The sequence below is a fragment of the Lactiplantibacillus sp. B652 genome (genome assembly GCF_023806745.1).
In the GTDB taxonomy this organism is placed as follows: domain Bacteria; phylum Bacillota; class Bacilli; order Lactobacillales; family Lactobacillaceae; genus Lactiplantibacillus; species Lactiplantibacillus pentosus.
Genome location: NZ_JAMSKY010000001.1, coordinates 137,878 through 164,397 on the forward strand (window position 1 = coordinate 137,878; position 26,520 = coordinate 164,397).

A 26,520-nucleotide genomic window follows, 5' to 3' on the forward strand; every position below is an offset into this window, starting at 1 on the left:
AATTACAGCCTAATCAATGGTCACCAATCGCCGAGAAAGCAATTCGATCAACAGTGAAAGTATTCCGGCACTAATACCAATCAGTACTGCCACCCACCAAGCACGGATCGTGAATAACGTTGTCACACCCGCTACCAGCACCAATACCAACAATTGAATCAATTTCAGCCACGTCGGTATTTTGGGCACCTGGCGATTGGTGTCTGGGACATTAAAATGTTCAAGAATCGTGTCCAGTAAGACGGCGGCAGCGCCCACCACCACACCAAATACAAGGACTTGCCACCAATGTGCGACAAAGATTGCAATGGCTGCGATACCCGTTGCACAGACCATCATATAAAAGGTCCGATAAGCAAGTTGGTTAATCATTTCTCTTCTCATAAAACGCGGTCCTCCTGCATCCCAAAATAGCTATGGTCAATTCCAAATAGCTGCCAAGATGGTTGCTTAGCCTTCTGCGATTATCGCACAAAACGATAATTTTTAACCATGCAGTATTCCAAAAGTGGTTAAGCTTTCAACCTTCAACTATATCGATAATCCCATTATATCTTACTCATAGCCACTGACAATTCGGGGTAACCAACCTTTTCGCGTAACCGGACAAAATAATATAAAAACTGGCCGACTATAAAATTTTTAGTCAGTCAGTTTTTATCCTAAACCATTTGAGAAAAATCATTGGTTATTCAGCAGTCCGTTTGAAAAATAGCAATCGGCAAATCCCAATAATGCTAACAATCGCGAAAACTGCTTGTATCATCCAGTCCATGCTATTCAAATTCACATTTAGCGCAGGGCGAATACTCAATGCTAAGACAATCAGCCAACCCCAGAAATCTAGCTCTTTGTAAAAATTTGCATTAAGCATGTTAGACACCTCCTAATGGCCATCCGGATTTTCTAGAACCAGGGCGAATCCACGGCATTTTGTAGTGTAAATGGCCCAAATTGCGGTTCAATCTTAAAATCCGTCGAAGCTAATTGCGTGATTTTTTTGAAATTAGTTGTAAAAGTAGCGATATCATTATTGGGATCCTTATCGCTCGTTAATGTGACGACGTAGTGCCCCTTGATTGGATTAATCCACAAGCCCAGCGTCTTCAATTGTTTTAAATCTAAGGGTGGTACGGATGGTTCAGTTTGTATTTTGTATTGCCGTCGATACAAGACATCATTTAATCCCATATTTCACATCTCCTCTAGGTATAATTTCCATCACACGTAGCCTAAGCTTCCAACTCAGTCCCCTGGGTTACTGGCCGATTAACGTGTCGGCCGGCGATGTAATCCGTTAACTTGTAAAAATGTCACAACGCCGATTATCCCGATCATTAGTAGATACATCACTAGCGCCGTCATCAATTGCGAGCTGGTCGGTGTCGTTAACTTAAGTGAGCCATTAGTGATAAATAATGGCAGATCATCTAAGAAATGTAACAAAATCGTTAACGACAGATTGTCAGTCTTCAGATAGACGCTCCCCCACAGCAGACCATTTCCAAAAACCACTATCATCTGCAGCAAGACAAGCGACCAGGAACTATTGGCGATATTAGCCAAGTGAGCGACCGCAAATCCCACACTACTAATAATGACCGCCGTATAGCGCCTATTTCGGGTCAGTTCTAAACTTAAGGGTAGTAACAGACCTCGAAACATGCCTTCTTCTGCCAAGGCAACCAATAATACCGTCAGTATAATCCGAACGTTTATTAGGCGTGGCGCAATCGAACTAAGCGTACCAAACCGGGTTAATATCAGAGAAATCACTGCGGGGATGAGCTGACATAACTGATTTCCAATCCTTTTTCCGCTAAAAAAATGTATTCGGACGTGCCAGATGTTGCGGCTCAAGATAATCACTATTAGGAAAATAATCAAGTCCACGGTCATTTGTCCATATTTTTCGGGAATTATCGGACTAATTAGGTACGGCACGGTCATTAGGGCGACGGGGACCAGTAGGAAGCAAATCACAATTTTAATCATTAGTTTTTTATTCTTCAACATACCATCCCCACTTTAAAATAAGCCCGTTAATCGGGTAAAATGTTAACGCCAGCTGAACTGCCAATAATAGATGACCATCCTGATTGGCCCCAATCCAGCGTGTTGCGACTCCAGCTTACAGAAATATCAGCTTCATTTTCTGAATAGCAACGCCTAGCCGAATAAATTCTGCCATCTTCTGGAGTATTTTTATCGGGACCTGATTGGAACTCGTTTATCTCGGTTAGCATTTAAGAATCCGCTTACATTTGCTTCAAAACAGCATTTCAGTTTCTCTCTCACCTCTAAATATACCCCTTATCCACATGACTGCACAGTGTTTTTCAGTAAAATCCCCTGTACATAAAGGAAATATTTCAGAAATGAGCTAAACCGCATGTCCCTAGTCCCGCTACCGTGACAATTCCCGACCCGGTTGCCGCACAAATCCGCTGCACCTTGCAAGATTTTCACGCCGCTTAATCCCCACGGAGATAAGCACACGCTTCACTAAGCGTATCGTCACTAACTGCCAGCTAATCGCTCGTTCACGCAGCACCTAGGATGAACGTTATTTTTTATCACGGTTATTTCGCTTCACTAACAGCGCTGGACTAAAAGCAATTACTGCCACGATAATCCCTATATTACCGACAACGTTTTCTCTTAATAAGTAAGCAAAGCAGAATAATAAAAAGGCGAGGTAGTACCAGTTATCAGCGCTTTTCGGGTACTTCTGTCTGGGTCGAGGCAGGGCCAACAATGCAAAAGCATACGCCAGCCACAGCATGTCTTTGTCCACTCGAAACATTAAGACCACAAACACAAGCGCAATCAAGATCGCACCGCCTTTGACCCATACCGTCTTCTTCAAATTAATCACCTACCTCAGCCACCGTATCCATCTCAAAACGCGACGCCACAGAACTTCAGCATTGGGTCACCGCCACTGTTGGAAACTTGGCTTCAATTCACTTTCTCCCTGCTTCTAATGTACACCTTCATTTCGTTTTCGATGGATTCTGGATATTAACGTTCCATTTTTCCATATAATCGTCACTCTTTTCTCACCGACGCCTGCGCCACGACACCAAAAACCAGCGCCACCATGGTGAACACCACAATGACGCCGGCTAACCAACCGCAATTATGCCACTTATCAGTTCAACAAACAGCCGCCAAACTCAGTCGTATTTATTTGAATAATCGTTGGTACGCCTTAATCCAACGCGTTACTTATCAGCGATCCCATCGCTAAAACCTTGAGTAAATGAAGGAATAAATGACGGATCACTAATCACATAGATGACAAAGACGACGACAAGCGCGATAATCACGCTACTCACTGGATGTTTCTTAATTATGTTGATAGTTTTATTGAACATTGATAGCTACCTCACCTTTTATATTCAAATTAACGTCCCGATAATTAACACAGCGTCTGAGATCCAATGGACATAGATGCCACTCCGTAAAGTATTGGCAGACCGCCATGAAGCAGTGATTGGATAACGCGTCAGACCGACGATTACGGGATAAATCCAATTAAAATGATAATGTGGTAGGTGCATCAACGCGAACAAGACACACCCCAATACATTGATAATTGGCCACGCAAATTTTCTTAGTCTTGTGTGCGATAGTAATTGAATTAACGGGATTGAAATCGAAGCCATTCCGACTTCCTCACCAACTAATGAGACTAACAGCGTCACGGCGATCCATATTCTTTCAATTAAAGGCACATCTAATCCAGTGGACCGAGCTGCTATCGTCGTATTGCGAAATGATAATAAAGCATCTGGATAGACAATTGCGACAACCACAATCGCCACAATTTCCATGACAAACAATAAAAGCACATACTTCAACACGATACGCCATTTTGGCGAGGGTAGCGGTTGGAAAAATCGGTTTAAGTTCGAAGAGCCATATAGAATGACCAAACTGATCATACCAGCGGTCAACATTGCCAACCAATCGAAATAACGATTAAGAAAAATCGCACCCATATAACCAGCTACGAAAAGTACTAATACTAGCGGATAATATTTTCTTTTAAAATCAATTCCTATCACTTATTTTAATCTCCTGAACGATCAATTACTTTCCATGCTTATCATATAACGTCGAACTGAATTGTTGCGCGATTTCCTTCAAACGTCACCTTTTTAGCGATTATCGTACAACCAGTCCCCCATGCAACGTTAACCCACAATCACATTACAATCAGTCAGCACGCTAAGTTCACAACGCACGCGTTCTGTTCACTCTCGCTCGCTCAAAAAAACGCCGCAGCCCCACAGCCACGACGTCTCCAGCGGAATTTACCGCCCAATCTATGTGTTTAATTATCTTCAATGGTGCTATGTGTGGCGGTCATCTGACTGGCACGATGAATGGCGTTCTTCAAGACGAACGGCGCAATCATCGTCACCACAATGATAACCAAAATGATATCCGAATAGTAATCGTTTGATAGTAAGTGTGCTGAAAAGCCAATCTGTGCGGTTATCAGCGCCATTTCGCCACGTGAGATCATGCCCGCGCCGACTAGATAATTGCTACGGCGACTGAAGCCATTGACCTTAGCGCCGAGGCCGCAGCCCCACAGTTTGGTGAGGACCCCGAGCACCGTCATGACCACGATGAACGGGAGCGATTGCCACACACCCTTGAACGTCATATTCAAACCCACACTGACGAAAAATAATGGAATAAACGTCGTGTAGCCCACTGGTTCGATACTAACGTCCACCACGTGCTGGTAATCCGTTTGCGCAATCGCGACGCCGGCAAAGAACGCGCCGATCGCGCCACTCAATCCGACGAGTTCTGCTAACCAAGCTAGACCCAGGCAAATGATGATTGCCATGATTGTCGGGCTGGCTGCCATTAGTAAATGGTCGCTCAAGGCCATCAAGTATGGCGCCACCCATTTGATCACCAAGAACACACCGATGAAGAAACCGACTTGTTCTACGAGGACGATACCGAGATTGGTCTGCGCAACGTCGCCCTGGCCGCCCATCATCGCAATCATGATACTCAACAGAATCACGCCGATAATGTCGTCAGCGACCGCCGCGCCTAGAATCGTCGCCCCCTCCTTCGTGTCGAGTACTTTGAACTCTTTCAACACTTCCACGGAAATCGAGACCGAGGTGGCTGAGAAAATCACGCCAATAAATAACGATTCGAACCAACTGAATTGGAACAGGCGACTTGCCAAGCCCATGATGATGACCGGGAAGATGACCCCAATAATCGCCACAATGATTGCCGGTCGCAGGTATTTACGTAACAGCGCGAGGTTACTCTCTAGACCACCGATGAACATCAACACCACGACCCCAATATCCGAAAACGTCTGAACAAGCGTCGTCAGATGGACCCAGTTCAGAACTGCGGGACCCACAATGACGCCCACTAGGATCTCACCAATCACGGCCGGAATTCCCGCGCGATGTGCAAAGTGTCCCGCTAAGGTCGTCGCCAAAATCAACAAACAAAGTATTCCTAAAAAATCCATGCACTCACCCATCCATCAAAAGTCTTAGTCTAATCATACACCTTAATCCTGACTAATTTTGTAGGCATGAGCCGTCTGCATCCGCCGAACCACGTGCCAGCCCAGACCAATCAACAGGCCGAGTGCTGCCGGCAATGCCCAGTCAAAGCCTAGCTTGGCCAATGGCAGGTACTGCTGGTCCCAGGCCAATAGCGTTTGGACCCACTGCATATTGGTAATAACGGTCGGTGCGGAGGCAATCCCATCCAGAATGGCTGGAATCAACGTCAGCGCCGTCGTCCACCGATAAACGATTGGATCATGCTGGAAGAGTGGTGACGCAATTGCCAGGATAATCAAGGTAATGGCTAATGGATAGAGAAACATCAGCATTGGCGTCGACCACGCAATGATTTGATCCAGGCCAATGTTGGCAATGATGAACGAAGCGCCACACGCAAGCCGGTTGAAAGTCGCGTAACTAATCTTGGGGAACTTGGCGTGTAAAGCTTCCGCAAAAGACGTCGCCAGTCCAACCGATGTCGTGAGGCAAGTTAAGGTCGCCATGATGGCGAGAATAATCTCACCTGGAACCCCCATAAAGGCATTCGCGATTTGGCCAAATGCAATCCCGCCATCCGCTGACAACTTGAACTGTGACAAGGAGGTCGCACCAATCCAGATCAACCCTAAGTAAATCACCGCTTCTAGGCTAATGCTCAGCAGGCTAGACTTGGCCGCAGTCTTCGCAATCGCCCCAGCATCACGTTGGCCGATGCCTCGAATCGCCGTAACGACTGCAATCCCGAATAATAGGGCCGCTAATGCGTCCATCGTGTTGTAACCTTGCAAGAACCCATTTAGAAAGGCCCCGTGTTGGTAGGCGGCAGTTGGCGTTGCATCCGCCCGCCCCAGTGGCCGACTGAACGCAATCCCAAAGATCAGCGCCAACAGAATCAGAAATGCTGGGTTCAATAGCTTGCCAATCGTATCAATGATACGCGTTGGTCGCCGCGCCGCCCAGTAGGTGATACTGAAGAAAATCAACGAGTAGGCGAACAGGAACCACGGCGCCTGACTGGTACTGACGTGGCTCGCAATCCCGATTTGAAACGGGGTCGTCGCCGTTCGAGGTGTCGCAAAGAGCGGTCCCAGCGTCGCACAAGTTAACACCATAAAAATCGTCGCGTAACGTTTGCCAATTGGCCGCGCCAAGTCGTAGATCCCACTACTGCGTGTCACACTAATGGCAATAATGCCCAATAGTGGTAGCAGCGTCCCCGTTAACAGGAAGCCCCACCCAGCCGTTAGCCAGTGACTGCCCGCGAGTTGCCCTAAGTGAATCGGGAAGATCAAGTTACCGGCGCCAAAGAACATTCCAAAGAGCATGGAACCAATAATCAGATAATGTTTGAACGTTAATTTTTGTGTTTGCATCGCATTTCCTCCATTACAAGTGGTCACCAATCATCCGTTTGTGTCATTGTGACCATTAACACTCGATACAAACCACCATCACTACTCGTTACTAACATGTTCATCTTCCTCTCATGAGATTAAAAAAAGCGTCCTGACAAAATCATCATTTGATTTTGTCAGGACGCTTCCGCGTGGTACCACCTGTCTTCGTCACGAGTTCACACTCGTCACCTTCGCGTACGGTCAGTCGGGCATCAGCCTAGGACTCACGATACGTTGGCCCGTTAATGGGGGCACCCAGCTAACACTTCATCACGTCGCATTAGCAGTTCTCAGGTTACTTTCTAGTCAGTGTCATCACCGCTTCACACCATCCAGCGGCTCGCTTAAGATTAGGCTGACTATACTCTCCTGATCATCACGTTTGATCTCATTTATTTTTAATATTTGCAATCATAAACTCATTATGCGGACTTGTCAACACTTTTTTCGCAAATCACGTGCTTAATCGGTCAACGCCCATTTGCGGATGGCTTTCGCGACCCCGTCCGCATCGTTGGTCGCCGTCACCGCATCCGCGTGTTCCTTGGCAACCGCGCTCCCGTTACCCATCGCGACCGCGGTCCCGGCAAAGGCAAACATCGGCAAATCATTTTGTTCATCGCCCAGGGCCATCACTTCATCCGCTTGAATCTGCAACTCAGCGGCCAAATCCTGCACCGCCTGACCCTTATTGACACCAGTGTGCATCAATTCTAAGAAGTTCGTGGCGGCCCGAACGACGTACAGCTCATCACCAAAGGTCGTCTTCACTAGGTCTTCCACCGCATCCAGTTGGGGACCTTCCCCAACGAACAATCCCTTAGCAATCTGAAAGTCAGCGGGCAAGTCGTCAGGGTCGCGTACTAACAGACCGGCCTTGTTCTCCCATGCCTGCACGACCGTGACCCAGTTGACGTCCCGGTCAGCGGTATAAATCGTACTATCGGCATCGAGGACGTTGAACGGCACGTGGTGTTGTTGACCAAACGCCGTCATTTGTCGGTAATGGGCGTTGTCGATCAGGTGTTTGGCAACGATGCGCCCGTCAATACTCTCGATCACAGCACCATTGTAGGTAATCACGTACTGGTCGTCGCCGGCTAGGCCCAGTGCATCCAGATATGGCTTGGCACCAGCTAACGGCCGCCCCGTGCAGAGGACGACTTTGATGCCGGCATCCCGAGCAGCTTTGACCGCAGTAATCGTACTCGGCAACAGTTCACCCTTGGAATTCAACAAGGTGTCATCAATATCAATTGCGATTAGTTTAATTGTCATTAATTATCGTTCCTTTCATCCGCGAATACGGTTACAATTAAGTTATGCCACCGCTTCCACGATGGGCTACTTCCAATATAGCATAGCCGAACGATCAACATGGTCGATTTTTAAAAGGAGGCGGGGCGATTTTACAAACTATTCAAACGAGGCCTAACAATGGAAATCTTACATGAGGCGGTCCAGACGATTCCCCGCCTCCCTTTTAAATACTATGAACACGACCCCTTGACCGACATTACGGTGGCACCCCACTGGCATCAAGGCATCGAGCTGAACTATCTGGTCAGCGGGACGGTGCTCAAGTTCGTCACTGATGGACAAACCGCCGAGTATCGACCGGGCGACCTCTGGACCACTAATCGGCGCGTCGTACACAGTGCCAGCGGTCCTGCCGAGGTGGACTGGGTCGAATTTGGTTTGATTATTGACGATGATTTTCTCCAGCATCAGGTCCCCGCCAGTGCGAATTGGCAATTGACCTTACACGGCGCGTCCTCGGCGAGCGAACACCCACAGGCTTACGCCCAGGTACGTCAACACTTAGTCGCCATTCACGACCTGCTCGCAACGCCCACGACTGACCTAGTCCGGCTGAAAGTGCTCAGTCACTTTTATCAGCTCGTCGCTACGCTGGGGGAAACGTTCACGGCCCCAATCAGTGCTCCGGCGGTCAACCCGAACCAGACGCTGACCGATACCGTGATGTCGGCCATCAATCAACACTATGCTGACCCGATCGACGGCAATACTTTAGCTGACCAATTTCACGTCTCATTGACGACATTGAATCAGCAATTCAACGCCAACGTCCAGATGTCCGTCAACCGCTACCTGCGTTTGATTCGATTGATGAACGCGCGGCGCTTGCTGTTAGAGACGGACCACAAAGTCGCCTACATCGCGATGGCGTGCGGGTTTCCCAATAGCAAGACCTTCAATCGTAATTTTAAATCCTGGAAGGGCGTGACACCGACCGATTACCGCCAAGCCTACGCACGCTATCACCGAATTGATACTAGTTGCCTCTAAAAATGTCCCTTCATTGTGCCGATTCCGTGGTAAGCTACGGCTATCAAATAAATGACGGGAGTTTTGACAATGATTAAATTAATGGCAACTGATATGGATGGGACTTTTCTTCGCGATGACATGACCTACGATGAGGCGCGCTTTGCGTTACTTTATCAACAACTACAGCTGCGGGGCGTCCGCTTCGTCGTCGCTAGTGGTAATCAATACTTTCAATTGAAGTCCTTCTTCAAGAACTATCCGGAAATGATCTACGTTGCGGAAAACGGCGCTTATATTCGTGACGCCGAGCGCGTTTACGCCCAACACGCCTTTCAACCCGCGGCAGTGCAAACGATTCTAGATAAGATTCAAGCAATTCCAGATTTAAAAATACTCGTCTGTGGTGCCAAGAGTGCCTACACACTCAGTACGACTGACCCTGACCACGTCGCTAACATGCGGCACTATTATCACCACTTAGCCGTCGTCGATGATTACGCCCAGATCGATGATGACATCTTGAAATTCGCCATCTCATGCCCACCTGAACGCACAATGGCCATCGTTGCGACATTGCGCGACCATTTAGTGGGCCTCGGCGAACCAACTAGTAGTGGTCACGGCGATATCGACATTATCCAGCCGGGGATGAATAAGGCTGCCGGATTAGTTGAATTAGGCCAAGTCTTAGGCATCGACCTTGCCGAAATGGCCGCATTTGGTGACGGTGGTAATGACTTAGAAATGCTGCGGGAAGTTGGCTGCGGGGTCGCGATGGCTAACGCCCAACCCGACGTGACGGCGGTCGCCAACGCCACGACAGGGTCAAACCAAGAACAAGGCGTCTTACAATGGATCAATCATTGGTTGGAGGCGTAGGTCATGCAACCACGGTTAACCACGACGGTCAGCATTCTCAGCCTCTCCACCGTGACTGGGATCACGACCGCCATTACGGGCATCATTCCCCAGCTCAAACGGGCTTTTCCACGAGTCCCGACAACGCTGATTGAATGGGTCGTCACGATTGCGAATTGCAGCGCACTGATTACCCTGCTACTCAATCCCCGCTTGACGAATCGCTGGGGGTTGCGGCCGGTTGTCATTAGTGGCCTCTTACTCAGTGCGGTGATGGGTTTGATTCCAGTATTCACCGCCAACTTTACAGTCATCATGCTGAGTCGTTTAGGTCTCGGGTTAGGCGTGGGCCTCTTCTCACCGCACGCCATCAGCCTGTTAACACACAGTTTTACGGGTGAGTTGCGGGCACGACTATTGGGGTATCAGACCGGACTGTCGGCACTAGGTAACGCGGTATTGCTCGGTCTGGCCGGCCTGTTGATCGGAATCAGCTGGCACGCGGTCTTCTGGTTATACGGTGGGCTCGTCATCATTGCGGGATTAGTGGCCCGTTTTGTCCCGGAACCGACCAGTGCGGCCCCCGTGACCACCACGGAACAGGCCAGTCTGCCACGTCATCAATGGCTTTTATTAGGACTGACCTTTATCACTTACCTGCTCATTTGGGGCGTCCAACTCAAACTGCCCAGCTTCTTTGCCGCCCGCCATTTTGGCAACGCTGCCACGATCAATCTGACACTGGCCGCCATGAACATTGGTGGCTTGCTGGCCGGGCTGACCTTTGGCTATCTACACCGAATCTTGCATCGCTACACCTTGACATTGGGCTATGCGGGGGCGGCTGGCTCAGTCCTAGTCCTATGGTTGGCGCCTAACGCGACGACTGCGATTGGTGCGGCCGTGTTCTTTAACTTTATTTATTCTTACACCGGACCGTACCTAGTCTTTACCAGCAATACCGGCTTAGACGCCTCACAAGTCAACGTTTTGAGCAGTTACTTGACGATTGCGACGATCATCAGTGCGTTCTTCGCGCCCCTCGTCTGGAACGGTCTTGGCCAGTTGGGGCCTCAGTCCCTCACAGCCAATGTTTTAATCTGGATCATGCTGATTTTAGGTGGGCTAGCCATCCTCACCGCGACCCACCATTCTCGAAAGGAAGTTTAAACCATGACATCTAATAATGATCGCCTACATACAGGCGAACTCTATCTACCCAACGACCCAGAACTTGAAAAACGCCAATTCGGCTACCTGGATCAACTGTATGACTTTAACCAGACCCGTCCAAGTGAATTGACCAAGCGGCAAATCCTGCTCAGCAAGATGTTCGCCGAAATCGGTCCTAACTGCTACATCGAGCCGCCACTGCGCAGTAACTTTGGCGGTCACCACGTCCACTTCGGCAAGGGTGTGTACGCGAACTTCAACCTGACACTGGTTGACGATACTCACATTTACGTTGGCGACTACACCATGTTTGGGCCAAACGTCACCATTGCGACCGCGGGCCATCCGATTCTGCCGAGCCTCCGTGAACAAGCTTACCAATACAACATGCCCGTCCATATTGGCCGTAATTGTTGGTTAGGTGCCGGCGTCATCGTGCTCCCTGGAATCACGATCGGCGATAATGTCGTCGTGGGAGCCGGCAGCATCGTCACCAAAGACTTGCCTGATAACGTCGTCGCTGTCGGCAATCCGGCTCATATCTTACGCCAGGTCAGTGATCATGACCGTGAATACTATTTTAAGGACCGTAAGATTGATCCGAGTTTGTTGGATTAATGTCAAATCAAATAAACACGTCGTACGTAATCACGATAATCGTGGTCAATACGACGTGTTTATTTAATATCTATCTAGTTGACGTTTGAGCGCCAAGTGCTCCACCTAGCTGACTCTCACAATCAGTTCTAAAATTATGGCAATACATTAAACAACAGTGCACCTAACGCACCACCAACCAGTGGTCCAGCAATTGGCACCCAGCTGTAGGCCCAATCAGAAGTGCCTTTATTCGCGATTGGTAAGACGGCATGCGCAATCCGTGGTCCCAAGTCCCGCGCTGGATTGATGGCGTACCCGGTCGTTCCACCGAGTGACAACCCAATCGCAATGATCAGAATTCCGACGACGATTGGATTCAAACCCGCGGTGAACTGGCCTTTCGTGAAGGCTAACAAGCCGAAAACTAGGACAAAGGTTCCAATCACTTCACTGATGAAGTTCCAGAAATATTGCCGAATACCAGGGCCAGTCGAGAAGATTCCGAGAATGGCGCCGGCGTCCTTTGTGGCTTGCCAATGTGGGTAGTAGTGTAGCCAGACTGCCAGGCCACCGACGATCCCACCGGCAATTTGAGCGGCACTATAGGGCAAGACGTATGCCCATGGAAACTTGCCCGCAACCGCCATACCTAACGAAACGGCGGGATTCAAGTGTGCCGGGCTCATGAAGCTGGACGCATAGACGCCCATCGTGACGGCAAAACCCCAGCCTAAGGTAATCGCGACCCAGCCCGCATTTTGCGCTTTGGATTTGTTGAGGGTTACCCCAGCAACGACCCCATCACCTAATAGAATCAAGATAAAGGTCCCGAGAAATTCCCCCAATAATTGTAATGCTAATGGATCTTTCATCATGACCACCCCATTCTTTAGCCCTGCTTGAGTGCCGTTAAGTCCGATTCAGCGATCGTTTGGTTCAAACGATCCGTTTGTTCCTTCGTCGTTGCGGCATCCCAGCCAAGGTAATCGGCCATCGTCGCAATGACACCGTCCTTCAGGTCATCCAGCGTATCACGCATGAAGAGTAGGTGATTCGTACGCCGAAGTAGATAATCAACCGGTGTCAACGTCATTTCTTCATCCAAAGCGTAGCGCAGGCTAATCGTTTCGGCTAAGCTCAACCCGTGTGTCGGTTCGACTTTACCAATCAGACTGAAGACCCGAGCCGCATTGGAGCCATACATATTCGCAATCCGTAGCGCTTCATCATTGGTCAATCCGTTATCCGTCCCCTGTTTTGCGTAAAAGGCAATCGTCGCATCAACGTTGTGCGGATCAATATCGCCACCAGAGACCGGGAGATTCTTAGAATTGATTTCGTTAAAGTGGGCATCAAACTTGTCCGCCAGAATTTTGGCGACCAACGCCATGGCACCCGCGGCCATTTTACGGTAATCGGTAATCTTACCACCGGCCAACGTTAACAGGCCATCCGGACTACTGGTTAATGAACTACCCCGTGATACCGCCGATGGACTTAACTTGTCTTCAGCCAGCGAACTTTCGAGATCATTCAGCACGCTTTCAACATCTTCGCGGCTCGCTTCTTGATTTTCAAATTGGTCGACTACTTTGATGACTTCTTTGAAACTCTTGTCGCTGATTTTGCCAGAATTACCTCCGTTGTAGTCTGAACTCCCGTTAGCGGCGATCAATGGCCGTAACCCAGCCCAGCTTGCTTCAATATCGTCTAAAGTAATCTTCGCCGTTGGGTAGCGCCGGTTCACGATTTCAAGCAGGTAATCAACATCTTCTTGAGTCACCGTTGGATGTTCCAAGTCACCGTGATAATCAGTATCGGTCGTCCCAAAGTAGGTCTTGTTCTCACGTGGTACCACGAAAATCATCCGGCCATCTTGGTCGCCTGAATCAAAGTAGGTTGGTTGTGGCACCGGTAGTTTTTCAGCATCGACTACCAAGTGGACCCCTTTAGTTGGGCGCATCTGTGATTGATAAGTTTCACCATGGTCCATCTTCCGAATCGTGTCGGACCAAGGGCCAGTCGTGTTGATGACGACCCGGGCATGGATTTCAAAGGTTTCGCCGGTGAACAAGTCTTCAGCGGTAATCCCGTTGATACGGCCTTCATCGTCATGTAATAACCCAGTGGCCTTGACATGACTGGCCATGATACCGCCATTTTCATGAGCCTTCTTGATGTTTTCAATCACCAAACGGGCATCGTTGTTGCGGAAGTCAAGGTAGACCCCACCACCGACTAAGTTTTTCGGACTCAGTTGGGGTTCGCGTTGTAAGACTTCTTCCTTAGAAAGCGTGTAGTTGGTGAATTTTGGATCCTTAACTTCCGCTAACTTGTCATAGAGATCCATCGCCACTTTGACTGAAAAGAGGTCAAAAGTCGCACCCGTCTCATTATAGATGGGGAGTAACATTGGGTCTGGCTTAGGAATGTGGGGCGCGATACCTTGAACGACTGCCCGTTCCTTAACTGTATCGGCGACAACCCCCACATCAAAAGTCTTCAGATAACGAATCCCACCATGGACGAGCTTGGTCGACCGTGACGACGTTCCTTCAGCGAAGTCCTGCATGTCGATCAGACCGGTCTTCATGTTCATGGCCGTTGCTTGAATAGCGACTCCGGCACCGGTGATACCACCACCGATTACTAATAGATCTAACGTTTCATTTTGTAAGCGTTCAATATTTTGTTGACGCGTCGTTGCTGAAAATGCCATGTTGTTGTCCTCCTCTATTTCGCTGCGTGATAAGGGATGTGCTTGAAGACTTGGGTCGCCTTGACCGCTGCCTGCCATCCGTCGTATAAGTTCGTTCGTTCTGCTGCACCCATTTCCGGTTTAAAACTGGTCCCCGGCTTGTAGGATGCTTTCAACTCGTCCAAATCTTTCCAGTAGCCAACGCTTAAACCAGCTAAGAACGCTGCCCCGAGCGCGGTCGTTTCCAGGTTAGCGGCACGCATGATCTGCGTATCTAAGATATCTGCTTGGAATTGCATCAGCCAATCATTACGAGCAGCGCCACCATCGACTTTTAGCACTGGAATTTCGATACCTGAGTCCTTCTTCATCGTTTCGATCACGTCACGCGTCTGGTAGGCCAGGGCTTGTAAGGTCGCCTTGATAAAGTCTTCACGCGTCGTCCCCCGCGTCAGTCCAAACACCGACCCGCGGGCTTCCGAATCCCAGTATGGTGCGCCGAGCCCGGTAAAGGCCGGCACGACGTACACTTCATTTTCGTTATGTGATTCACGCGCGGCCCGTTCTGAATCCGGAGCGCTCTCGACTAATCGAATGCCATCGCGTAACCACTGAATGGCTGAACCAGCAACGAAAATCGACCCTTCTAACGCGTAGTAAACTTTGCCATTGATCCCGTAACCAATCGTCGTTAACAAGTTATTATCTGACAATTGTGGCTGTTCCCCGGTGTTCATCACGATAAACGCCCCGGTACCATACGTATTCTTGACGGTCCCTGGTTCGAATGCCAGTTGTCCGAACAGTGCAGCTTGCTGATCACCTGCCATACCGCTGATTGGAACTTCCGAGCCGAAGAAATGGTAATCCTTAGTCTTGCCGTAAATTTCTGAATTCGTCCGGACCTCCGGCAGCATTGCGGCTGGAATATTTAATAATTGCAAAATCTCCGAATCCCACTCTAATTTGTGGATATTATAAAGCATCGTCCGACTGGCATTGGAGTAATCCGTAACGTGCGTCGCGCCACCCGTCAGCTTCCACACCAACCAAGTATCAATCGTGCCAAAGAGCAGTTCACCCTTTTCAGCCCGTTCCTGCGCACCCTTGACGTGATCCAAAATCCAACGAATCTTCGTAGCTGAGAAATAGGCGTCGGTCACTAATCCCGTATGCTTGTGAATTAGGTCGCCATGACCGTCCTTCACGAGTTGTTCAGCAATTGGCGCCGTTTGCCGTGATTGCCAAACGATGGCGTTGTGAATCGGCAAGCCCGTCTTTTTGTCCCAGACGATCGTCGTTTCACGCTGATTCGTAATTCCGATACCGCTGATCTGAGCCGGCTTGATTCCAGATTCAATAAAGGCATTCGCAATGGTAGACAGAACTGCATTCCAAATTTCATTCGCATTATGTTCGACCCAACCCGGTTGTGGGAAATACTGTGGAAACTCCCGTTGCGAGTCAGCCACTTTATGGCCTGCGTGGTCGAAGATAATGGCGCGGGTACTCGTCGTCCCTTCGTCAATCGCCATAATGTACTTGTCGGTCATTGTGTGTCACTCCTTAGTAATAACGGCTAAATGTAAACGCTGTCATAATTGATGATTGAATCATAACATGTCGTGGACGATTTGTGAATAGATTTGCATAAATTAAATTTTGCACAATTGAATTCACTTTAAAACTATTTCTTACTATGACACATCTCAATCCCGACACACCAGGCATCAACGCGATTAAGCTGCGGCTTTTAGTTTTATAAAATAATTAATTTACTAACGTTTAGCCTCGTCGCCAAGCGGTTCTGCATGAAAAATAACGGTTAGGCTTACAATCACAAGCGGCGGATAAAATGAAAATCGGCGGTCGTTTACGAGCAGCTAGACTCACTTGACTTCGCGGCGCACCGCTCATTCTGAGGATGATTTCACATACTGATTTTGAAAATAGTGCAAAAAACGTTGTGGCAGGAAGAATTAGTTCTTGTCACAACGTTTTGAATTGTTCAATAGACGTCATTTAGCATTAAATATAATTGAAACGGGCCAGTTAGTGGATTCCTGTTCGTCTGCTGGTGCGCGTCTTAGTCCGACTTCCGGGGCCGGCTGACAACGCTGGAACAGGGCGGACATCGATTTGAACTCACGCAGAAGCCCACTGCGCAATTTCAAATACGAGTCTTCTTCTAGCCCGGGAAGATCACCCGGACAAGAAGAATTTCGCCCTTGAGCATTGTCAGCCAGCCCCTACAGTCGGGAAACCGCTCGAATGGCGGATGAACGACCACCTATCTTGGCACAATTGACCACTGAATATTGGTGACAGATTCTTCAGGCACAGGCTTAATCGGAATCGATGATACTTTTTTTGTTCGAGTACTGAGGAGATTATCATCTCAATGCTACTAATTTCAACGGACACTGATCTTGAAATTAATTGATAATACGGTCTTCGTTTAAAACTCAAAATTTTGTTATCTTAGTCAACTGGAGAAAATTATGACAAGCAAGTTTAGTGTAGTTGTTTGTCAGATGTCTTAAGGGTAAAAAAATTGAGTTATTGTTAAAAACAGTCTGACAGTTTAATTTCAAAATGACTGTGTACCAAAGAACCAACGACTAATCCAACAAAAAGTTGAGTCCGCACATGTCCGCCTTTCGAATACCATCCCAGGCTGGAAGGTATTCTGGGCAAGGCCAAGTGGTGAAATTCCACTTAGCAAGCGTTTTGTGCTTGGTTAGTGGAAGACCAGTATTTAAGACGTGGTTTTCGGCTTAAATCTGTGTCCACCACGTCACGGCCATTGCCCAGAATGCCTGGAAGCCGGCGTAGGACGCGTCTATCACTGCAAGTTTACACGAACACGCACTTTTTCCAGCGGTTTTCAGCTGGCCGCCTTTGAACTTAAGAACTAGCCCATTTCAATCACGATTCATGACCGTATCACAACCAGTTCTCGCTAGCTAGTACAGATACTGCAGGTCACTGGCTGGTGTTGGGTAGGCTAATACGAGTTGCTGTAATTGGGCTAACGTGACGTGTTTTTCAATCAGTAACGTCAGGTAATTGATCATTTCATCCGCGACATCACTCAACAGTGTCGCACCGACGACTTGCCCGCTAGTCTGATCAATAATGACCTTGGCCTGTGCTTGTTGTGCGCCAAAACGGTAATAAGAGAACCATTTGGTCATATCCAGCGTATTCACGCGATATTTATCCGGCTGGTCAGCCGCATCCGTCGCACTAAGGCCCACTTGTGCCAGCTTGGGTGCCGCAAAGACTTGGGTCGGGATGACGGGATACGTGATTGCCGCTCCCGGATGGGTCAGTTGCTGGACCAAGTAGCGCGCTTCGTAACCCGCTACTGGCGTTAACTTAGGCACGGGCGTATCGCTCACGTCACCAATCGCGTAAATATGCGGATTAGCCGTCTGTAGTCGATCATTCACTTGAATCCCATGACGGTTAAACGTGACACCGACGTTTTCGAGTCCTAACTGGTCCGCATTCGGAATCCGCCCCGCTGAACTAATCACGAGGTCTGTCGTCAGCTCAAAGTCAGGTGCCGTCAATCGTAGGCCAGCGTCGGTCTGTTCAATGGCTTGGAGGTCCGTGTTCAAGTCAAAAGTAACACCGTCCGCAGTCATGGCCGCCATCAAATCTTGGACGAGGTCCGCATCGAAGGCTTTGAGTGGCCGGTCATTATGATGAATCACGTGGACATCGGCGCCGGCAGCATTCGCAATCGCTGCCAGTTCGAAGCCAACATAGCCCCCACCCACGAAGGCCACGCGCTTAGGCATCTCATCTAAGTCTAAAAAGTCCGTACTAGTCTTGAAATATTCCTGCCCGGTAATCGGCAAAATCGCTGGGCGCTGTCCGGTCGCAATCACGTAATCCGTCGCACTTACGACTTGGTCACCGACTGCTAGTTGGCCGTCATTTTGAAAATGGGCCTGACCATGTAAGGTCGCGATGCCTTGGTTCTGCAGTCCCTTGAGCGTGCCATCATTAATGCCATCGGTATAGCCTCGTTTATGCGCCATCAGGGCCGGCCAATCAATCGTCGGTGTTCCCGTTAAGCCTTGATGCTGGAGATGTTGGGCTGCCTGTTGGGCTTCAACGGCGCTCAACAAGATTTTTTTCGGGTCACACCCGCGGTTCGGACAAGTGCCACCCCATAAATCAGCTTCAACGATCAGCACCGACTTACCTTGCGCCTGTAAGCCGCTTGCCATCGCATTACCAGCCGGGCCACCACCAATTACAACGACATCATACTGTTCTGTCATTACTGAGACCTCCTCAATTGACTCTTAAATTCTCATGATCAAATTATTGTTCACTAAGCTAGCCCCTAGTCTAAAGTAATCCGGGCTAGTTGACGATTAAGACACTTCTTCATGCTGACTCAGATAAGCGACGACTCGTTGTCGGTCCAGGTAACCCACCACGTGATCATCTTCCGTGACCGCCAAGTAATCATGGTCGGTCAAGGCGGTAAAGGCCGTCCGCAACGTCGCCTGAATATCTAGTGACTGAATACGGCCATCCGCCACATCCGGCGCAGTTTTGAGATAGCCTTGGACGAGCCCGACGCGGCCCACGTAAACGTCATACACGTTTTTCGCACGACTCGCACCGAAGAAGTCCCGCACGAAGTCATTGACCGGATGTTGGGCCAGTGCCGTTGGTGTGTCGACTTGGACGAGCTGTCCATGTTGCATGACCCCAATGCGGTCGCCTAATTTGAGCGCCTCGTTCATATCATGGGTCACAAAGACGATCGTATTATGATAGCGCGCATGTAGTCCCAGGACTAGATCTTGTAATTGTTGCCGCGAAATTGGGTCCAGCGCACTGAACGGTTCATCCATCAACACAATATCGGGTTGCGCTGCGATTGCCCGCAAAATACCGATTCGCTGTTGTTCACCACCAGATAATTCTGATGGCATCCGGTCGCGGTATTCTTGGGGGTCCAGGCCGACTTCCGTCAATAACTCGTCAATCGTTTGATTGATGGTCTTCTTCGCCGTCCCCTTCATCTCGGGAATCACCGCGATGTTTTGTGCCACCGTCATGGTTGGAAATAGGGCGATTTGTTGCAAGACGTACCCCATCTGCCACCGTAAATCACGTACTGGTACCGTGGTGGTGTCGGCCCCGTTGACCAGGATTTTTCCGGCGGTTAAGGGTTCCAAACGATTGATCATTTTAAGCGACGTCGTCTTACCACTGCCGGAAGTGCCCACTAGGACGAACAGTTCACCCTGATCGACCGTTAGATTCAAGTCTGGAATCACGGTTTGCCCGTTAAAGTCTTTTTGGACGTGCTGAAATTCAATTGCCGTTGTCATTAGCGTCCCTCCTTTAACAAGCCGTGTTTGACGAGATAGTTGTGTGCGACTGTGGAAGCCGATTTCTTTTTGACGTTGACTTCATAGTTCATCTCTTGCATATCGGTTTCAGAAATCTTACCAGCTAACTTATTCAATGCTTGAATGACTTTCGGGTGCTTGTTAGCAAAGCTGGTCTTCATGAGTGGCGCTCCTTGATACGTCGGGAAGAAGTGCTTATCATCCTTCAGCAGCGCCAAGTTATACTGTCGCAATTCACTATCCGTCGCGTAGGCGTCCACCAGATTGATCTTCCCCTTGCTAATCGCTTCATAGCGCAACGCCGGCTCCATCGATTTGGCCGTGACGTCCAAGCCATACGTCTTCTTGATTCCCTTCAAGCCATCATCGCGGTCGATAAATTCAAGTGTCATCCCTGGTTTGAGGATTGATTCGACTTGTGTTAAATCGCTGATGGTCTTCAAATGGTGTTCTTGTTGAAACTTCTTAGTGACGGCCAGGGCGTACGTATTGTTGTACTGCATCGGCTTCAAGTAAGTCATCTGTTCCTGCTTAGCTAGCCGCTTTTTAGCTAACTGATAAGTCTGATTAGCCGTTTGACTGGCCGGATTATTGCCCTTCACCAAAGTTTCCAAGACGGAACCAGTGAATTCTGGGTAAATGTCGATCTGATTATTCTTCAGAGCGCTGAATAAGAAGGTCGTCTTACCAAAGTTCGGTTTCAAGTTCACGTGGATGTGGTCGTCTTCAGCCTCAATCAACTGTTTGTACATATTGATCAAGATGTCAGGCTCCGAACCGAGTTTACCTGCAATTGTAATTGTTTCAACTCGATTGGCGTAAACGCTGTACGCGCCACCACCACCGAGTAACGCCAAAATACCCACGAACACAATCAGCGCATGGCGGGGTTTGGCCGTCTGGAACCAGCGCACGAGTGCACTCAACAGAATCGCCAATAGCGCTGACGAAATGGCCCCAATCAACAGCAACGACGTGTCATTACGGTCGATTCCAAGCATGATAAACGTCCCTAGACCCCCAGCGCCAATCAAAGCCGCTAACGTCGCCGTCCCGATAATGAGCACTAAGGCGGTCCGAATCCCGGCAATGATTTGTGGCAAGGCAATCGGCAGTTCAACCTTGAACAGCTTGCGCATCCGCGACATCCCAAACGCATCGGCCGCCTCTTCAATTGACGCGTCGATTTCTGAGATCCCTAAATAAGTATTTTGAAAAATTGGTAACAACGCGTAAATCACTAGCGCAATCACCGCGGGCACCGTGCCAATACCGACTAGCGGAATCAGCAATCCCAATAGTGCCAACGACGGAATGGTCTGCAAAACACTGGTCAGTTGCAACAACCCCTCGGCCCACCGTGGTCGGCGAACGACCCAAATGGCCAACGGAATCGCAATCACCATTGCAATGACTAGCGCGGCCAAAGAAATCCCCAAGTGTTGCCACAACGCAGTGAGTAAATCACTCCGCCGATCCATAAATGTCTGTATTAATGTCTGCATAAGTACCTCCCAGTGCCCAGCTTTAATCATGATAACTTCCTGATTATCTATGTATTTAATCGTAGCATACTCCGACCAAAATCATAGTAATACGCACCCAAAATCGCAACTGATTGTAACTTTTGTGGTTTCACATAGGGTTGATTGAGACATATTGTTCTTAAATTCAAAAGCAGCCAGCTGAGGACCGCTGGAAATAAGGCGAGCTAGCGTAAACCTGATTTGATAGTTGCGTCCTAGGCCGGCTTCCAGGCATTCTGGGAAATGGCCGGAACGTGGTGGACGCAGATTTAAGCCGAAGCCCACGTCTTAAATACTGGTCTTTCACTAACCAAGCCAAAAACGCTTGCTAAGTGAAATTTCACCACTTGGCCTTGCCCAGAATACCTTCCAGCCGGGATGGTATTCGAAAGGCAGACATGTGTGGGCCCAACTTTTTGTTGGATTGGTCGTTGGTTCCTTGGTACACGGTCACTTTGACTTTCAACTGTCAGAATAGTCTTTAATGATAGCTAAAGCTCTGTATTCATGCTGTCAGACAAGTAATTTCACTGAACTGGTCAGAATCTTCTCTATTTGTCTGGAATAAACAAGTCTTGAATTCTGAGTGCAGGCCATTTTATCGACTAAATTCAAGACTAGTTGCCATTGAAATTAGTGGCATAGAGATGAGTGAGTAATATTTAGATAATCCTCTCAGTACTCAAATACCATAAAGCATCACCGATACCAATTAAAGGTTTGCCTGAAAAACCAAACACCTAAATATTCAATGGTCAGTTGCACCAAGTTAGGTGGCCGTTCATCCGCCATTCGAGCGGCTTCCCGACTGGAGGGGCCGGCTGACAATGCTCAGTAGCCAAATTATTCTTAGCTGGAAGTGGGTTACTTCCGGCTTAGAATAAGACTCGTATTTGAAATTGCGCAGTGGTCTTCTGCGTGAGTTCAAATCGATGTCGGCTTACGTTCCAGCAATTGTCAGCCGGCCCCGGAAGTCGGATTAGGACGATCACCGGCAGACGAACAGTAAGACTAACTACCACAATGCATTAATTTGGACTTTTTTAACGGAAATCCAGCGAATTGCCGTATTTATTAAATGAACCATGCTTCTAACATCCCATTACGATTACGAGGAGGACCTCCATGACAACGATTCATCTCTATTTGGCCAGTACGATGCATCAAGCAACCCCCATCACCGCGACAACTCCCGCGGCTTGGGTCGTCATCTTGCGCTATGCAGATCACCAAAAAGCACTGAACGACGCTGGTTACGGCCATACCGAAACCCAGTTGACGTTAAGTGCACTCATTGAAGCCCTGACGACACTCAAACGTCATGACTTACCCGTCCACGTGCATACGACTACTGAAATCGTGGCGACCATCATCAGCGAGCAGCGTTACTTGACCTGGCGTCAAAATGATTGGCAGCTACCGGACGATGAGCAAGACAATCTCACACAATGGCAACAGCTGGTGCCACTAATTGAGGCTTACCCGGACTTGCAGGTCACGTACCATCCAGTCGACGACCCGACCATGACGACGGCTACGACGACACTAACGGCGGTGATGACCAAACTGTAGCGGAGAACGAAAAAAGCCCCGTCTCACCGTTCTTGGTGAAACGAGGCCCCAAACGTCTTAATTGGTTTCGTTCGTTGAATTGCCATGTTGATAATGACGGCTACCTGCGCGCCGGTCTTTGCGGCGTGTCACTTTGGATAACTTGGCCGCACCGTTGACGGCCGAAGTCATCATGCGATCAAACTGGCGATCACTCAACCAGCGGCGGCCGGTTAGTGACAAACTAGCACCCATTCCAGCGTGATACCGCGTCTTAGGTTTGACATCATTGACCGCACGCACCATCAGTTTCGCAATCACTCCTGGATTAGAGGCGAACTGGTCGAACAACGAGAGCATTGCACCGACCTTGATGGCCTGGTCGCGATAAGCCGTCTCACCAGATACCGCCAACAGTTTCTTTTCGGCGATGCCGGCCCACTCAGTCTTAATGCCACCTGGTTCAATGATGACCACGTCAATCCCGAATGGTGCGACTTCCATCCGCAATGAGTCGCTCATCCCTTCGATGGCATGCTTGGTCCCCATGTACCATGCACTCAGCGGCTGGTAGATCTTACCGCCAATCGAAGAGACGTTGATAATGCGGCCACGGTGTTGCGCACGCATTAATGGCAAGACGAGTTGGGTCAAGCGCATCACACCAAAGACGTTCACCTTGAACTGGTACTCACCTTCTGTGACCGGCACGTCTTCCAACGCGCCGTACGACCCATAACCGGCATTATTGATCAGCACATCAATGCGGCCCTGTTCGACTTGAATCGTTTTGACAGCCGCAATCAACGTGGCTTCATCCGTCACATCGACTTTTAAAACGTGCACGCCGGCAGCGGCTAAATCCGTCATTTTCTCGATTCGTCGGGCCGCACCGTACACAATGTTGCCCTGTGCTTGTAACTTTAATGCGGTGGCCTTACCGATCCCTGAAGACGCCCCTGTAATTAAGATAACCCGTGGTTGACTCATAATCCGTTCCTCCATCGTTAACTGTATTTACTGTCATGCTACGTCAAACCCCATGTAATTGCAATCGAATTCATTGGCCGTAGTATGCTAAAATAGAACTAATTTCAAGCACGTCTATTTAATTGGAGGAATGAACATGTCAACAAAGATTATCATGGACACTGATCCTGGTATTGATGATGCCGCTGCGATCACGATTGCATTAAATCATCCTGACTTGGACTTACAATTAATTACAACGGTCGCCGGTAACGTGACCGTCGATAAAACGACGCTCAATGCGCTGGAACTCACGCGCTTCTTCAATAGTGACGTTCCCGTCGCGGGTGGCGCACCTCAGCCGCTCATCAAACCATTTGAAGACGCCGTCCGTATTCACGGTGTTTCTGGCATGCCGGGCTACGACTTTCCAACTGACTTGGCCGACCCATTACCTGAAACGGCCGTTGAAGCTTTACGTGATTACATCATGGCCGCCGAGCAACCCATTACGTTAGTGCCAACTGGTGCGTATACCAATATCGCACTGCTCTTCAAGACCTATCCTGAAGTGTTACCTCACATCAAGGAAATCGTCGCAATGGGTGGCGCGCTAGGAAAGGGCAATATGACCAGTGCCGCTGAATTCAATGTTTTCACCGACCCCCATGCCGCTGAAATCATGTATCAATCCGGCGTTCCCATCACGATGGTTGGCTTGGACGTCACGATGAAAGCACTCTTAACTCGCGAATCCATCGAACAACTGCCAGCATTCGGCAAGACCGGCGAGATGTTACACGCCCTCTTCGGCCACTATAATGACCGCAACCAGACTGGCGTGGCCATGCACGACGTTAACACGCTCTTCTACCTACTCCATCCGGAAGCCTTTACGACCGAAGCCATGTGGATCGACGTTCAGACGGACGGTCCAGCTAATGGTGAGACTGTCGGCGATATTCGTGGTGCTTACCACGATGGCAAGACCAACGCCAACGTCTGTGTTGATATCGACGCAGCAGCGTTCAACAAGTGGTTCTTGACAACCGTCAAAGCAATCGACGAACAACTTTAATCAAAATAAATAATAGCGGACCTGCCAAACACCATTATTCAGTGTTTGACAGGTCCGCTTTTCTTGATTATCGTGAATTATCGTTATCCGGCTGTCTCGCTAAAGCTCGATACACTCTTGTCATCCGATCGTACTAGCTTCACTGGCTACCCACTGAAGCTTGATACGCTCTTATCATTCGATTGTATTAGCTTCACTGGCTACCCACTGAAGCTTGATACGCTCTTATCATCCGATTGTATTAGCTTCACTGACTGCCCACCGAAGCTTGATACGCATCGTTATCCGCGCGATTTAACGGCTAGTGCCGGGTCTAAATATCATCCGGTGTATCGGGAATCAACTGAATCAACGGTTGACCGAAATTGACTTCTTCGCCATTCTTAACGAGGAACGCCTTGACCGTCCCAGCTTGCTTAGCAACGACGGGCCGCATCATCTGCATGGCCTGAATCAAGCCGACTTGTTGGCCGACGCTAACGTGGTCACCCAACTTGACGTACGGGGCTTCTTCCGAGGAATGCGCTGGATAGTAGATTCCGACAACCGGTGCTGTGACGCACTCTTTTGGATCGACTTGGACCGGTGCTGGTTCTGGTGTTGGCGCTGGTTCCGGTTCCGGTGTTGATTCCGGTGCGATACTAGTTGGCGTCGCAGCAGCCGTACTCGTGACCGTAGCCGTTGGCGTTGGTTCCACCACTGAAGCCGCGCTCGCGTTTGCGATTGGCGTTGGCGTGACCGGTGTCGGATCAATGACCGGCTGATTAGGCAATGGCGCTGGCTCAGAAGCCGCTGTCGTCGCCTTACTGTTGTGACCTTTCTTGCCCATTTGGATTTCAAAATCCTGGTCACGATATTCAAAACTCGTGAGACTGCTTTGTTCAAACTTGTCCATTAACTGATAGATTTTATCTAATTCCATACAATACCCTCCAGTAAACATCGGTCGGCAAATATCAGGCGCGACCTGAACTAACGCTTTGATTATACCGCATAGTTTAGCGCAGGAGTGTGGTGGAAGTATGAACGCTTCTTTAAGAATTCGTCAATATTTGCTAAGCGGAGGCTAATTGTTGATGCGCGGGAACCACTTTAAAATGAAACAACGGCGCTGGCGATTGACCAGCCTGAGCGTACGCCAACACGGCATCCACGTGGTCTAACTGCAGTAGTCGGTCATCTAATTGCCATAAGCCCCGTTGGTAGTAGTCACGGCAATACTGTACCAAGTTCGTCAAAAAATTTCCGACTGCTTCATTGACCGTCTCGCCGCGCCCGTCAACACCCCAAAAATCAGCTGATTCCAACCAATAGCGGGGTTCCGATAATTCTTGATACCGTCCAACTTCATGAATCAATACTAACCGTGCTGCCATTGTCCTGGCCCCTTTCTATCACCATGCCACTTACATCCTGGCATT

25 protein-coding genes and 1 other annotated feature are annotated in these 26,520 nt (G+C 49.0%); of the genes, 6 read left to right on the forward strand and 19 right to left on the reverse strand.

All coding sequences use genetic code 11. The features are described 5' to 3' along the window. Positions 1-9: 9 nt before the first annotated feature. The 10 genes from MZO40_RS00565 to MZO40_RS00610 form a co-directional block, all read right to left on the reverse strand. Complete coding sequence (locus MZO40_RS00565; RefSeq protein WP_105922210.1) at positions 10-384, reverse strand: DUF2878 family protein; 375 nt, start codon at positions 382-384, stop codon at positions 10-12. A gap of 304 nt (positions 385-688) precedes the next feature. Then, entirely contained in the window at positions 689-874 is a 186-nt protein-coding gene (locus MZO40_RS00570) for a hypothetical protein (protein WP_105922209.1), read from the reverse strand. A gap of 32 nt (positions 875-906) precedes the next feature. Next, positions 907-1,191: a hypothetical protein gene (locus MZO40_RS00575; RefSeq protein WP_105922208.1), complete on the reverse strand. Its 285-nt coding sequence runs from the start codon at positions 1,189-1,191 to the stop codon at positions 907-909. Between the two features lie 78 nt (positions 1,192-1,269). Further along, complete coding sequence (locus tag MZO40_RS00580; protein WP_105960708.1) at positions 1,270-2,016, reverse strand: CPBP family intramembrane glutamic endopeptidase; 747 nt, start codon at positions 2,014-2,016, stop codon at positions 1,270-1,272. A 550-nt stretch (positions 2,017-2,566) separates the two neighbouring features. Continuing rightward, entirely contained in the window at positions 2,567-2,878 is a 312-nt protein-coding gene (locus tag MZO40_RS00585) for a hypothetical protein (protein WP_105960707.1), read from the reverse strand. 349 nt (positions 2,879-3,227) lie between these two features. Beyond that, positions 3,228-3,380 (reverse strand): hypothetical protein, encoded by a 153-nt coding sequence (locus MZO40_RS00590; RefSeq protein WP_165860987.1) that lies wholly within the window; start codon positions 3,378-3,380, stop codon positions 3,228-3,230. A gap of 24 nt (positions 3,381-3,404) precedes the next feature. Then, the gene (locus MZO40_RS00595; protein WP_105960706.1) at positions 3,405-4,073 is read right to left on the reverse strand and encodes a bacteriocin immunity protein; all 669 of its coding nucleotides are present in this window, start codon (positions 4,071-4,073) and stop codon (positions 3,405-3,407) included. 269 nt (positions 4,074-4,342) lie between these two features. Next, positions 4,343-5,527, reverse strand: coding sequence for a cation:proton antiporter (locus tag MZO40_RS00600; protein ID WP_105922204.1), 1,185 nt, complete (start codon positions 5,525-5,527; stop codon positions 4,343-4,345). Between the two features lie 42 nt (positions 5,528-5,569). Then, entirely contained in the window at positions 5,570-6,943 is a 1,374-nt protein-coding gene (brnQ, locus tag MZO40_RS00605) for a branched-chain amino acid transport system II carrier protein (protein WP_105960705.1), read from the reverse strand. Between the two features lie 156 nt (positions 6,944-7,099). Then, positions 7,100-7,353 (reverse strand) — a binding site (T-box leader). Between the two features lie 76 nt (positions 7,354-7,429). Further along, on the reverse strand, positions 7,430-8,245 hold the full coding sequence (locus MZO40_RS00610; RefSeq protein ID WP_050337781.1) for a Cof-type HAD-IIB family hydrolase: 816 nt from the start codon (positions 8,243-8,245) through the stop codon (positions 7,430-7,432). Between the two features lie 159 nt (positions 8,246-8,404). Here MZO40_RS00610 and MZO40_RS00615 point away from each other — a divergent pair, with 159 nt between their 5' ends. The 4 genes from MZO40_RS00615 to MZO40_RS00630 all read left to right on the forward strand — a co-directional run bounded on the left by MZO40_RS00615 (position 8,405) and on the right by MZO40_RS00630 (position 11,908). Then, positions 8,405-9,277, forward strand: coding sequence for an AraC family transcriptional regulator (locus tag MZO40_RS00615; protein WP_101872754.1), 873 nt, complete (start codon positions 8,405-8,407; stop codon positions 9,275-9,277). Positions 9,278-9,346: 69 nt separating this feature from the next. Further along, a complete protein-coding gene (locus MZO40_RS00620) occupies positions 9,347-10,138 on the forward strand; it encodes a Cof-type HAD-IIB family hydrolase (RefSeq protein ID WP_105960703.1) in 792 nt (263 codons plus the stop codon). A 3-nt stretch (positions 10,139-10,141) separates the two neighbouring features. Continuing rightward, entirely contained in the window at positions 10,142-11,287 is a 1,146-nt protein-coding gene (locus MZO40_RS00625) for an MFS transporter (RefSeq protein WP_105919909.1), read from the forward strand. Between the two features lie 3 nt (positions 11,288-11,290). Then, on the forward strand, positions 11,291-11,908 hold the full coding sequence (locus MZO40_RS00630; RefSeq protein WP_003637596.1) for a sugar O-acetyltransferase: 618 nt from the start codon (positions 11,291-11,293) through the stop codon (positions 11,906-11,908). 134 nt (positions 11,909-12,042) lie between these two features. Here the strand turns inward: MZO40_RS00630 and MZO40_RS00635 are convergent, their stop codons facing one another. The 6 genes from MZO40_RS00635 to MZO40_RS00660 form a co-directional block, all read right to left on the reverse strand. Next, positions 12,043-12,765 (reverse strand): MIP/aquaporin family protein, encoded by a 723-nt coding sequence (locus MZO40_RS00635; protein WP_081484832.1) that lies wholly within the window; start codon positions 12,763-12,765, stop codon positions 12,043-12,045. A 14-nt stretch (positions 12,766-12,779) separates the two neighbouring features. Next, positions 12,780-14,609: a type 1 glycerol-3-phosphate oxidase gene (glpO, locus tag MZO40_RS00640; RefSeq protein WP_003637592.1), complete on the reverse strand. Its 1,830-nt coding sequence runs from the start codon at positions 14,607-14,609 to the stop codon at positions 12,780-12,782. 14 nt (positions 14,610-14,623) lie between these two features. Continuing rightward, complete coding sequence (gene glpK / locus MZO40_RS00645; RefSeq protein WP_088770138.1) at positions 14,624-16,141, reverse strand: glycerol kinase GlpK; 1,518 nt, start codon at positions 16,139-16,141, stop codon at positions 14,624-14,626. 1,413 nt (positions 16,142-17,554) lie between these two features. After that, positions 17,555-18,886: an NAD(P)/FAD-dependent oxidoreductase gene (locus MZO40_RS00650; RefSeq protein WP_122217646.1), complete on the reverse strand. Its 1,332-nt coding sequence runs from the start codon at positions 18,884-18,886 to the stop codon at positions 17,555-17,557. 96 nt (positions 18,887-18,982) lie between these two features. Next, on the reverse strand, positions 18,983-19,954 hold the full coding sequence (locus MZO40_RS00655; protein WP_021338157.1) for an ABC transporter ATP-binding protein: 972 nt from the start codon (positions 19,952-19,954) through the stop codon (positions 18,983-18,985). Beyond that, positions 19,954-21,480, reverse strand: coding sequence for an ABC transporter permease/substrate-binding protein (locus tag MZO40_RS00660; protein ID WP_252133042.1), 1,527 nt, complete (start codon positions 21,478-21,480; stop codon positions 19,954-19,956). Before MZO40_RS00660 ends, MZO40_RS00655 begins: the two co-directional genes overlap by 1 nt. 1,146 nt (positions 21,481-22,626) lie before the next feature. On the opposite strand from MZO40_RS00660, the gene MZO40_RS00665 reads away from it, so the two are divergent. After that, positions 22,627-23,073 (forward strand): ribonuclease H, encoded by a 447-nt coding sequence (locus tag MZO40_RS00665; RefSeq protein ID WP_050337794.1) that lies wholly within the window; start codon positions 22,627-22,629, stop codon positions 23,071-23,073. Between the two features lie 57 nt (positions 23,074-23,130). On the opposite strand, the gene MZO40_RS00670 is transcribed toward MZO40_RS00665, so the two are convergent. Continuing rightward, complete coding sequence (locus MZO40_RS00670) at positions 23,131-24,042, reverse strand: oxidoreductase (protein WP_050337795.1); 912 nt, start codon at positions 24,040-24,042, stop codon at positions 23,131-23,133. A gap of 136 nt (positions 24,043-24,178) precedes the next feature. Here MZO40_RS00670 and rihC point away from each other — a divergent pair, with 136 nt between their 5' ends. Further along, positions 24,179-25,099 carry a ribonucleoside hydrolase RihC gene (gene rihC, locus MZO40_RS00675; RefSeq protein WP_252133043.1) on the forward strand — a complete coding sequence of 307 codons (921 nt, stop codon included), beginning with the start codon at positions 24,179-24,181 and terminating at the stop codon, positions 25,097-25,099. Between the two features lie 313 nt (positions 25,100-25,412). Here rihC and MZO40_RS00680 read toward each other — a convergent pair whose 3' ends face one another. Next, positions 25,413-26,021, reverse strand: a complete 609-nt coding sequence (locus MZO40_RS00680) for a biotin/lipoyl-containing protein (protein ID WP_105961089.1) — start codon at positions 26,019-26,021, stop codon at positions 25,413-25,415. Positions 26,022-26,154: 133 nt separating this feature from the next. Continuing rightward, complete coding sequence (locus tag MZO40_RS00685; RefSeq protein ID WP_225083111.1) at positions 26,155-26,475, reverse strand: hypothetical protein; 321 nt, start codon at positions 26,473-26,475, stop codon at positions 26,155-26,157. Positions 26,476-26,520: the final 45 nt, after the last annotated feature.

Coding starts and splice junctions, on each gene's coding strand:
- MZO40_RS00565 (WP_105922210.1), bottom strand. CDS start 384: ATGAGAAGAGAAATGATTAACCAACTTGCTTATCGGACCTTTTATATG.
- MZO40_RS00570 (WP_105922209.1), bottom strand. CDS start 874: ATGCTTAATGCAAATTTTTACAAAGAGCTAGATTTCTGGGGTTGGCTG.
- MZO40_RS00575 (WP_105922208.1), bottom strand. CDS start 1,191: ATGGGATTAAATGATGTCTTGTATCGACGGCAATACAAAATACAAACT.
- MZO40_RS00580 (WP_105960708.1), bottom strand. CDS start 2,016: ATGTTGAAGAATAAAAAACTAATGATTAAAATTGTGATTTGCTTCCTA.
- MZO40_RS00590 (WP_165860987.1), bottom strand. CDS start 3,380: ATGTTCAATAAAACTATCAACATAATTAAGAAACATCCAGTGAGTAGC.
- MZO40_RS00600 (WP_105922204.1), bottom strand. CDS start 5,527: ATGGATTTTTTAGGAATACTTTGTTTGTTGATTTTGGCGACGACCTTA.
- brnQ (WP_105960705.1), bottom strand. CDS start 6,943: ATGCAAACACAAAAATTAACGTTCAAACATTATCTGATTATTGGTTCC.
- MZO40_RS00610 (WP_050337781.1), bottom strand. CDS start 8,245: ATGACAATTAAACTAATCGCAATTGATATTGATGACACCTTGTTGAAT.
- MZO40_RS00615 (WP_101872754.1), top strand. CDS start 8,405: ATGGAAATCTTACATGAGGCGGTCCAGACGATTCCCCGCCTCCCTTTT.
- MZO40_RS00620 (WP_105960703.1), top strand. CDS start 9,347: ATGATTAAATTAATGGCAACTGATATGGATGGGACTTTTCTTCGCGAT.
- MZO40_RS00625 (WP_105919909.1), top strand. CDS start 10,142: ATGCAACCACGGTTAACCACGACGGTCAGCATTCTCAGCCTCTCCACC.
- MZO40_RS00630 (WP_003637596.1), top strand. CDS start 11,291: ATGACATCTAATAATGATCGCCTACATACAGGCGAACTCTATCTACCC.
- MZO40_RS00635 (WP_081484832.1), bottom strand. CDS start 12,765: ATGATGAAAGATCCATTAGCATTACAATTATTGGGGGAATTTCTCGGG.
- glpO (WP_003637592.1), bottom strand. CDS start 14,609: ATGGCATTTTCAGCAACGACGCGTCAACAAAATATTGAACGCTTACAA.
- glpK (WP_088770138.1), bottom strand. CDS start 16,141: ATGACCGACAAGTACATTATGGCGATTGACGAAGGGACGACGAGTACC.
- MZO40_RS00650 (WP_122217646.1), bottom strand. CDS start 18,886: ATGACAGAACAGTATGATGTCGTTGTAATTGGTGGTGGCCCGGCTGGT.
- MZO40_RS00655 (WP_021338157.1), bottom strand. CDS start 19,954: ATGACAACGGCAATTGAATTTCAGCACGTCCAAAAAGACTTTAACGGG.
- MZO40_RS00660 (WP_252133042.1), bottom strand. CDS start 21,480: ATGCAGACATTAATACAGACATTTATGGATCGGCGGAGTGATTTACTC.
- MZO40_RS00665 (WP_050337794.1), top strand. CDS start 22,627: ATGACAACGATTCATCTCTATTTGGCCAGTACGATGCATCAAGCAACC.
- MZO40_RS00670 (WP_050337795.1), bottom strand. CDS start 24,042: ATGAGTCAACCACGGGTTATCTTAATTACAGGGGCGTCTTCAGGGATC.
- rihC (WP_252133043.1), top strand. CDS start 24,179: ATGTCAACAAAGATTATCATGGACACTGATCCTGGTATTGATGATGCC.
- MZO40_RS00680 (WP_105961089.1), bottom strand. CDS start 26,021: ATGGAATTAGATAAAATCTATCAGTTAATGGACAAGTTTGAACAAAGC.
- MZO40_RS00685 (WP_225083111.1), bottom strand. CDS start 26,475: ATGGCAGCACGGTTAGTATTGATTCATGAAGTTGGACGGTATCAAGAA.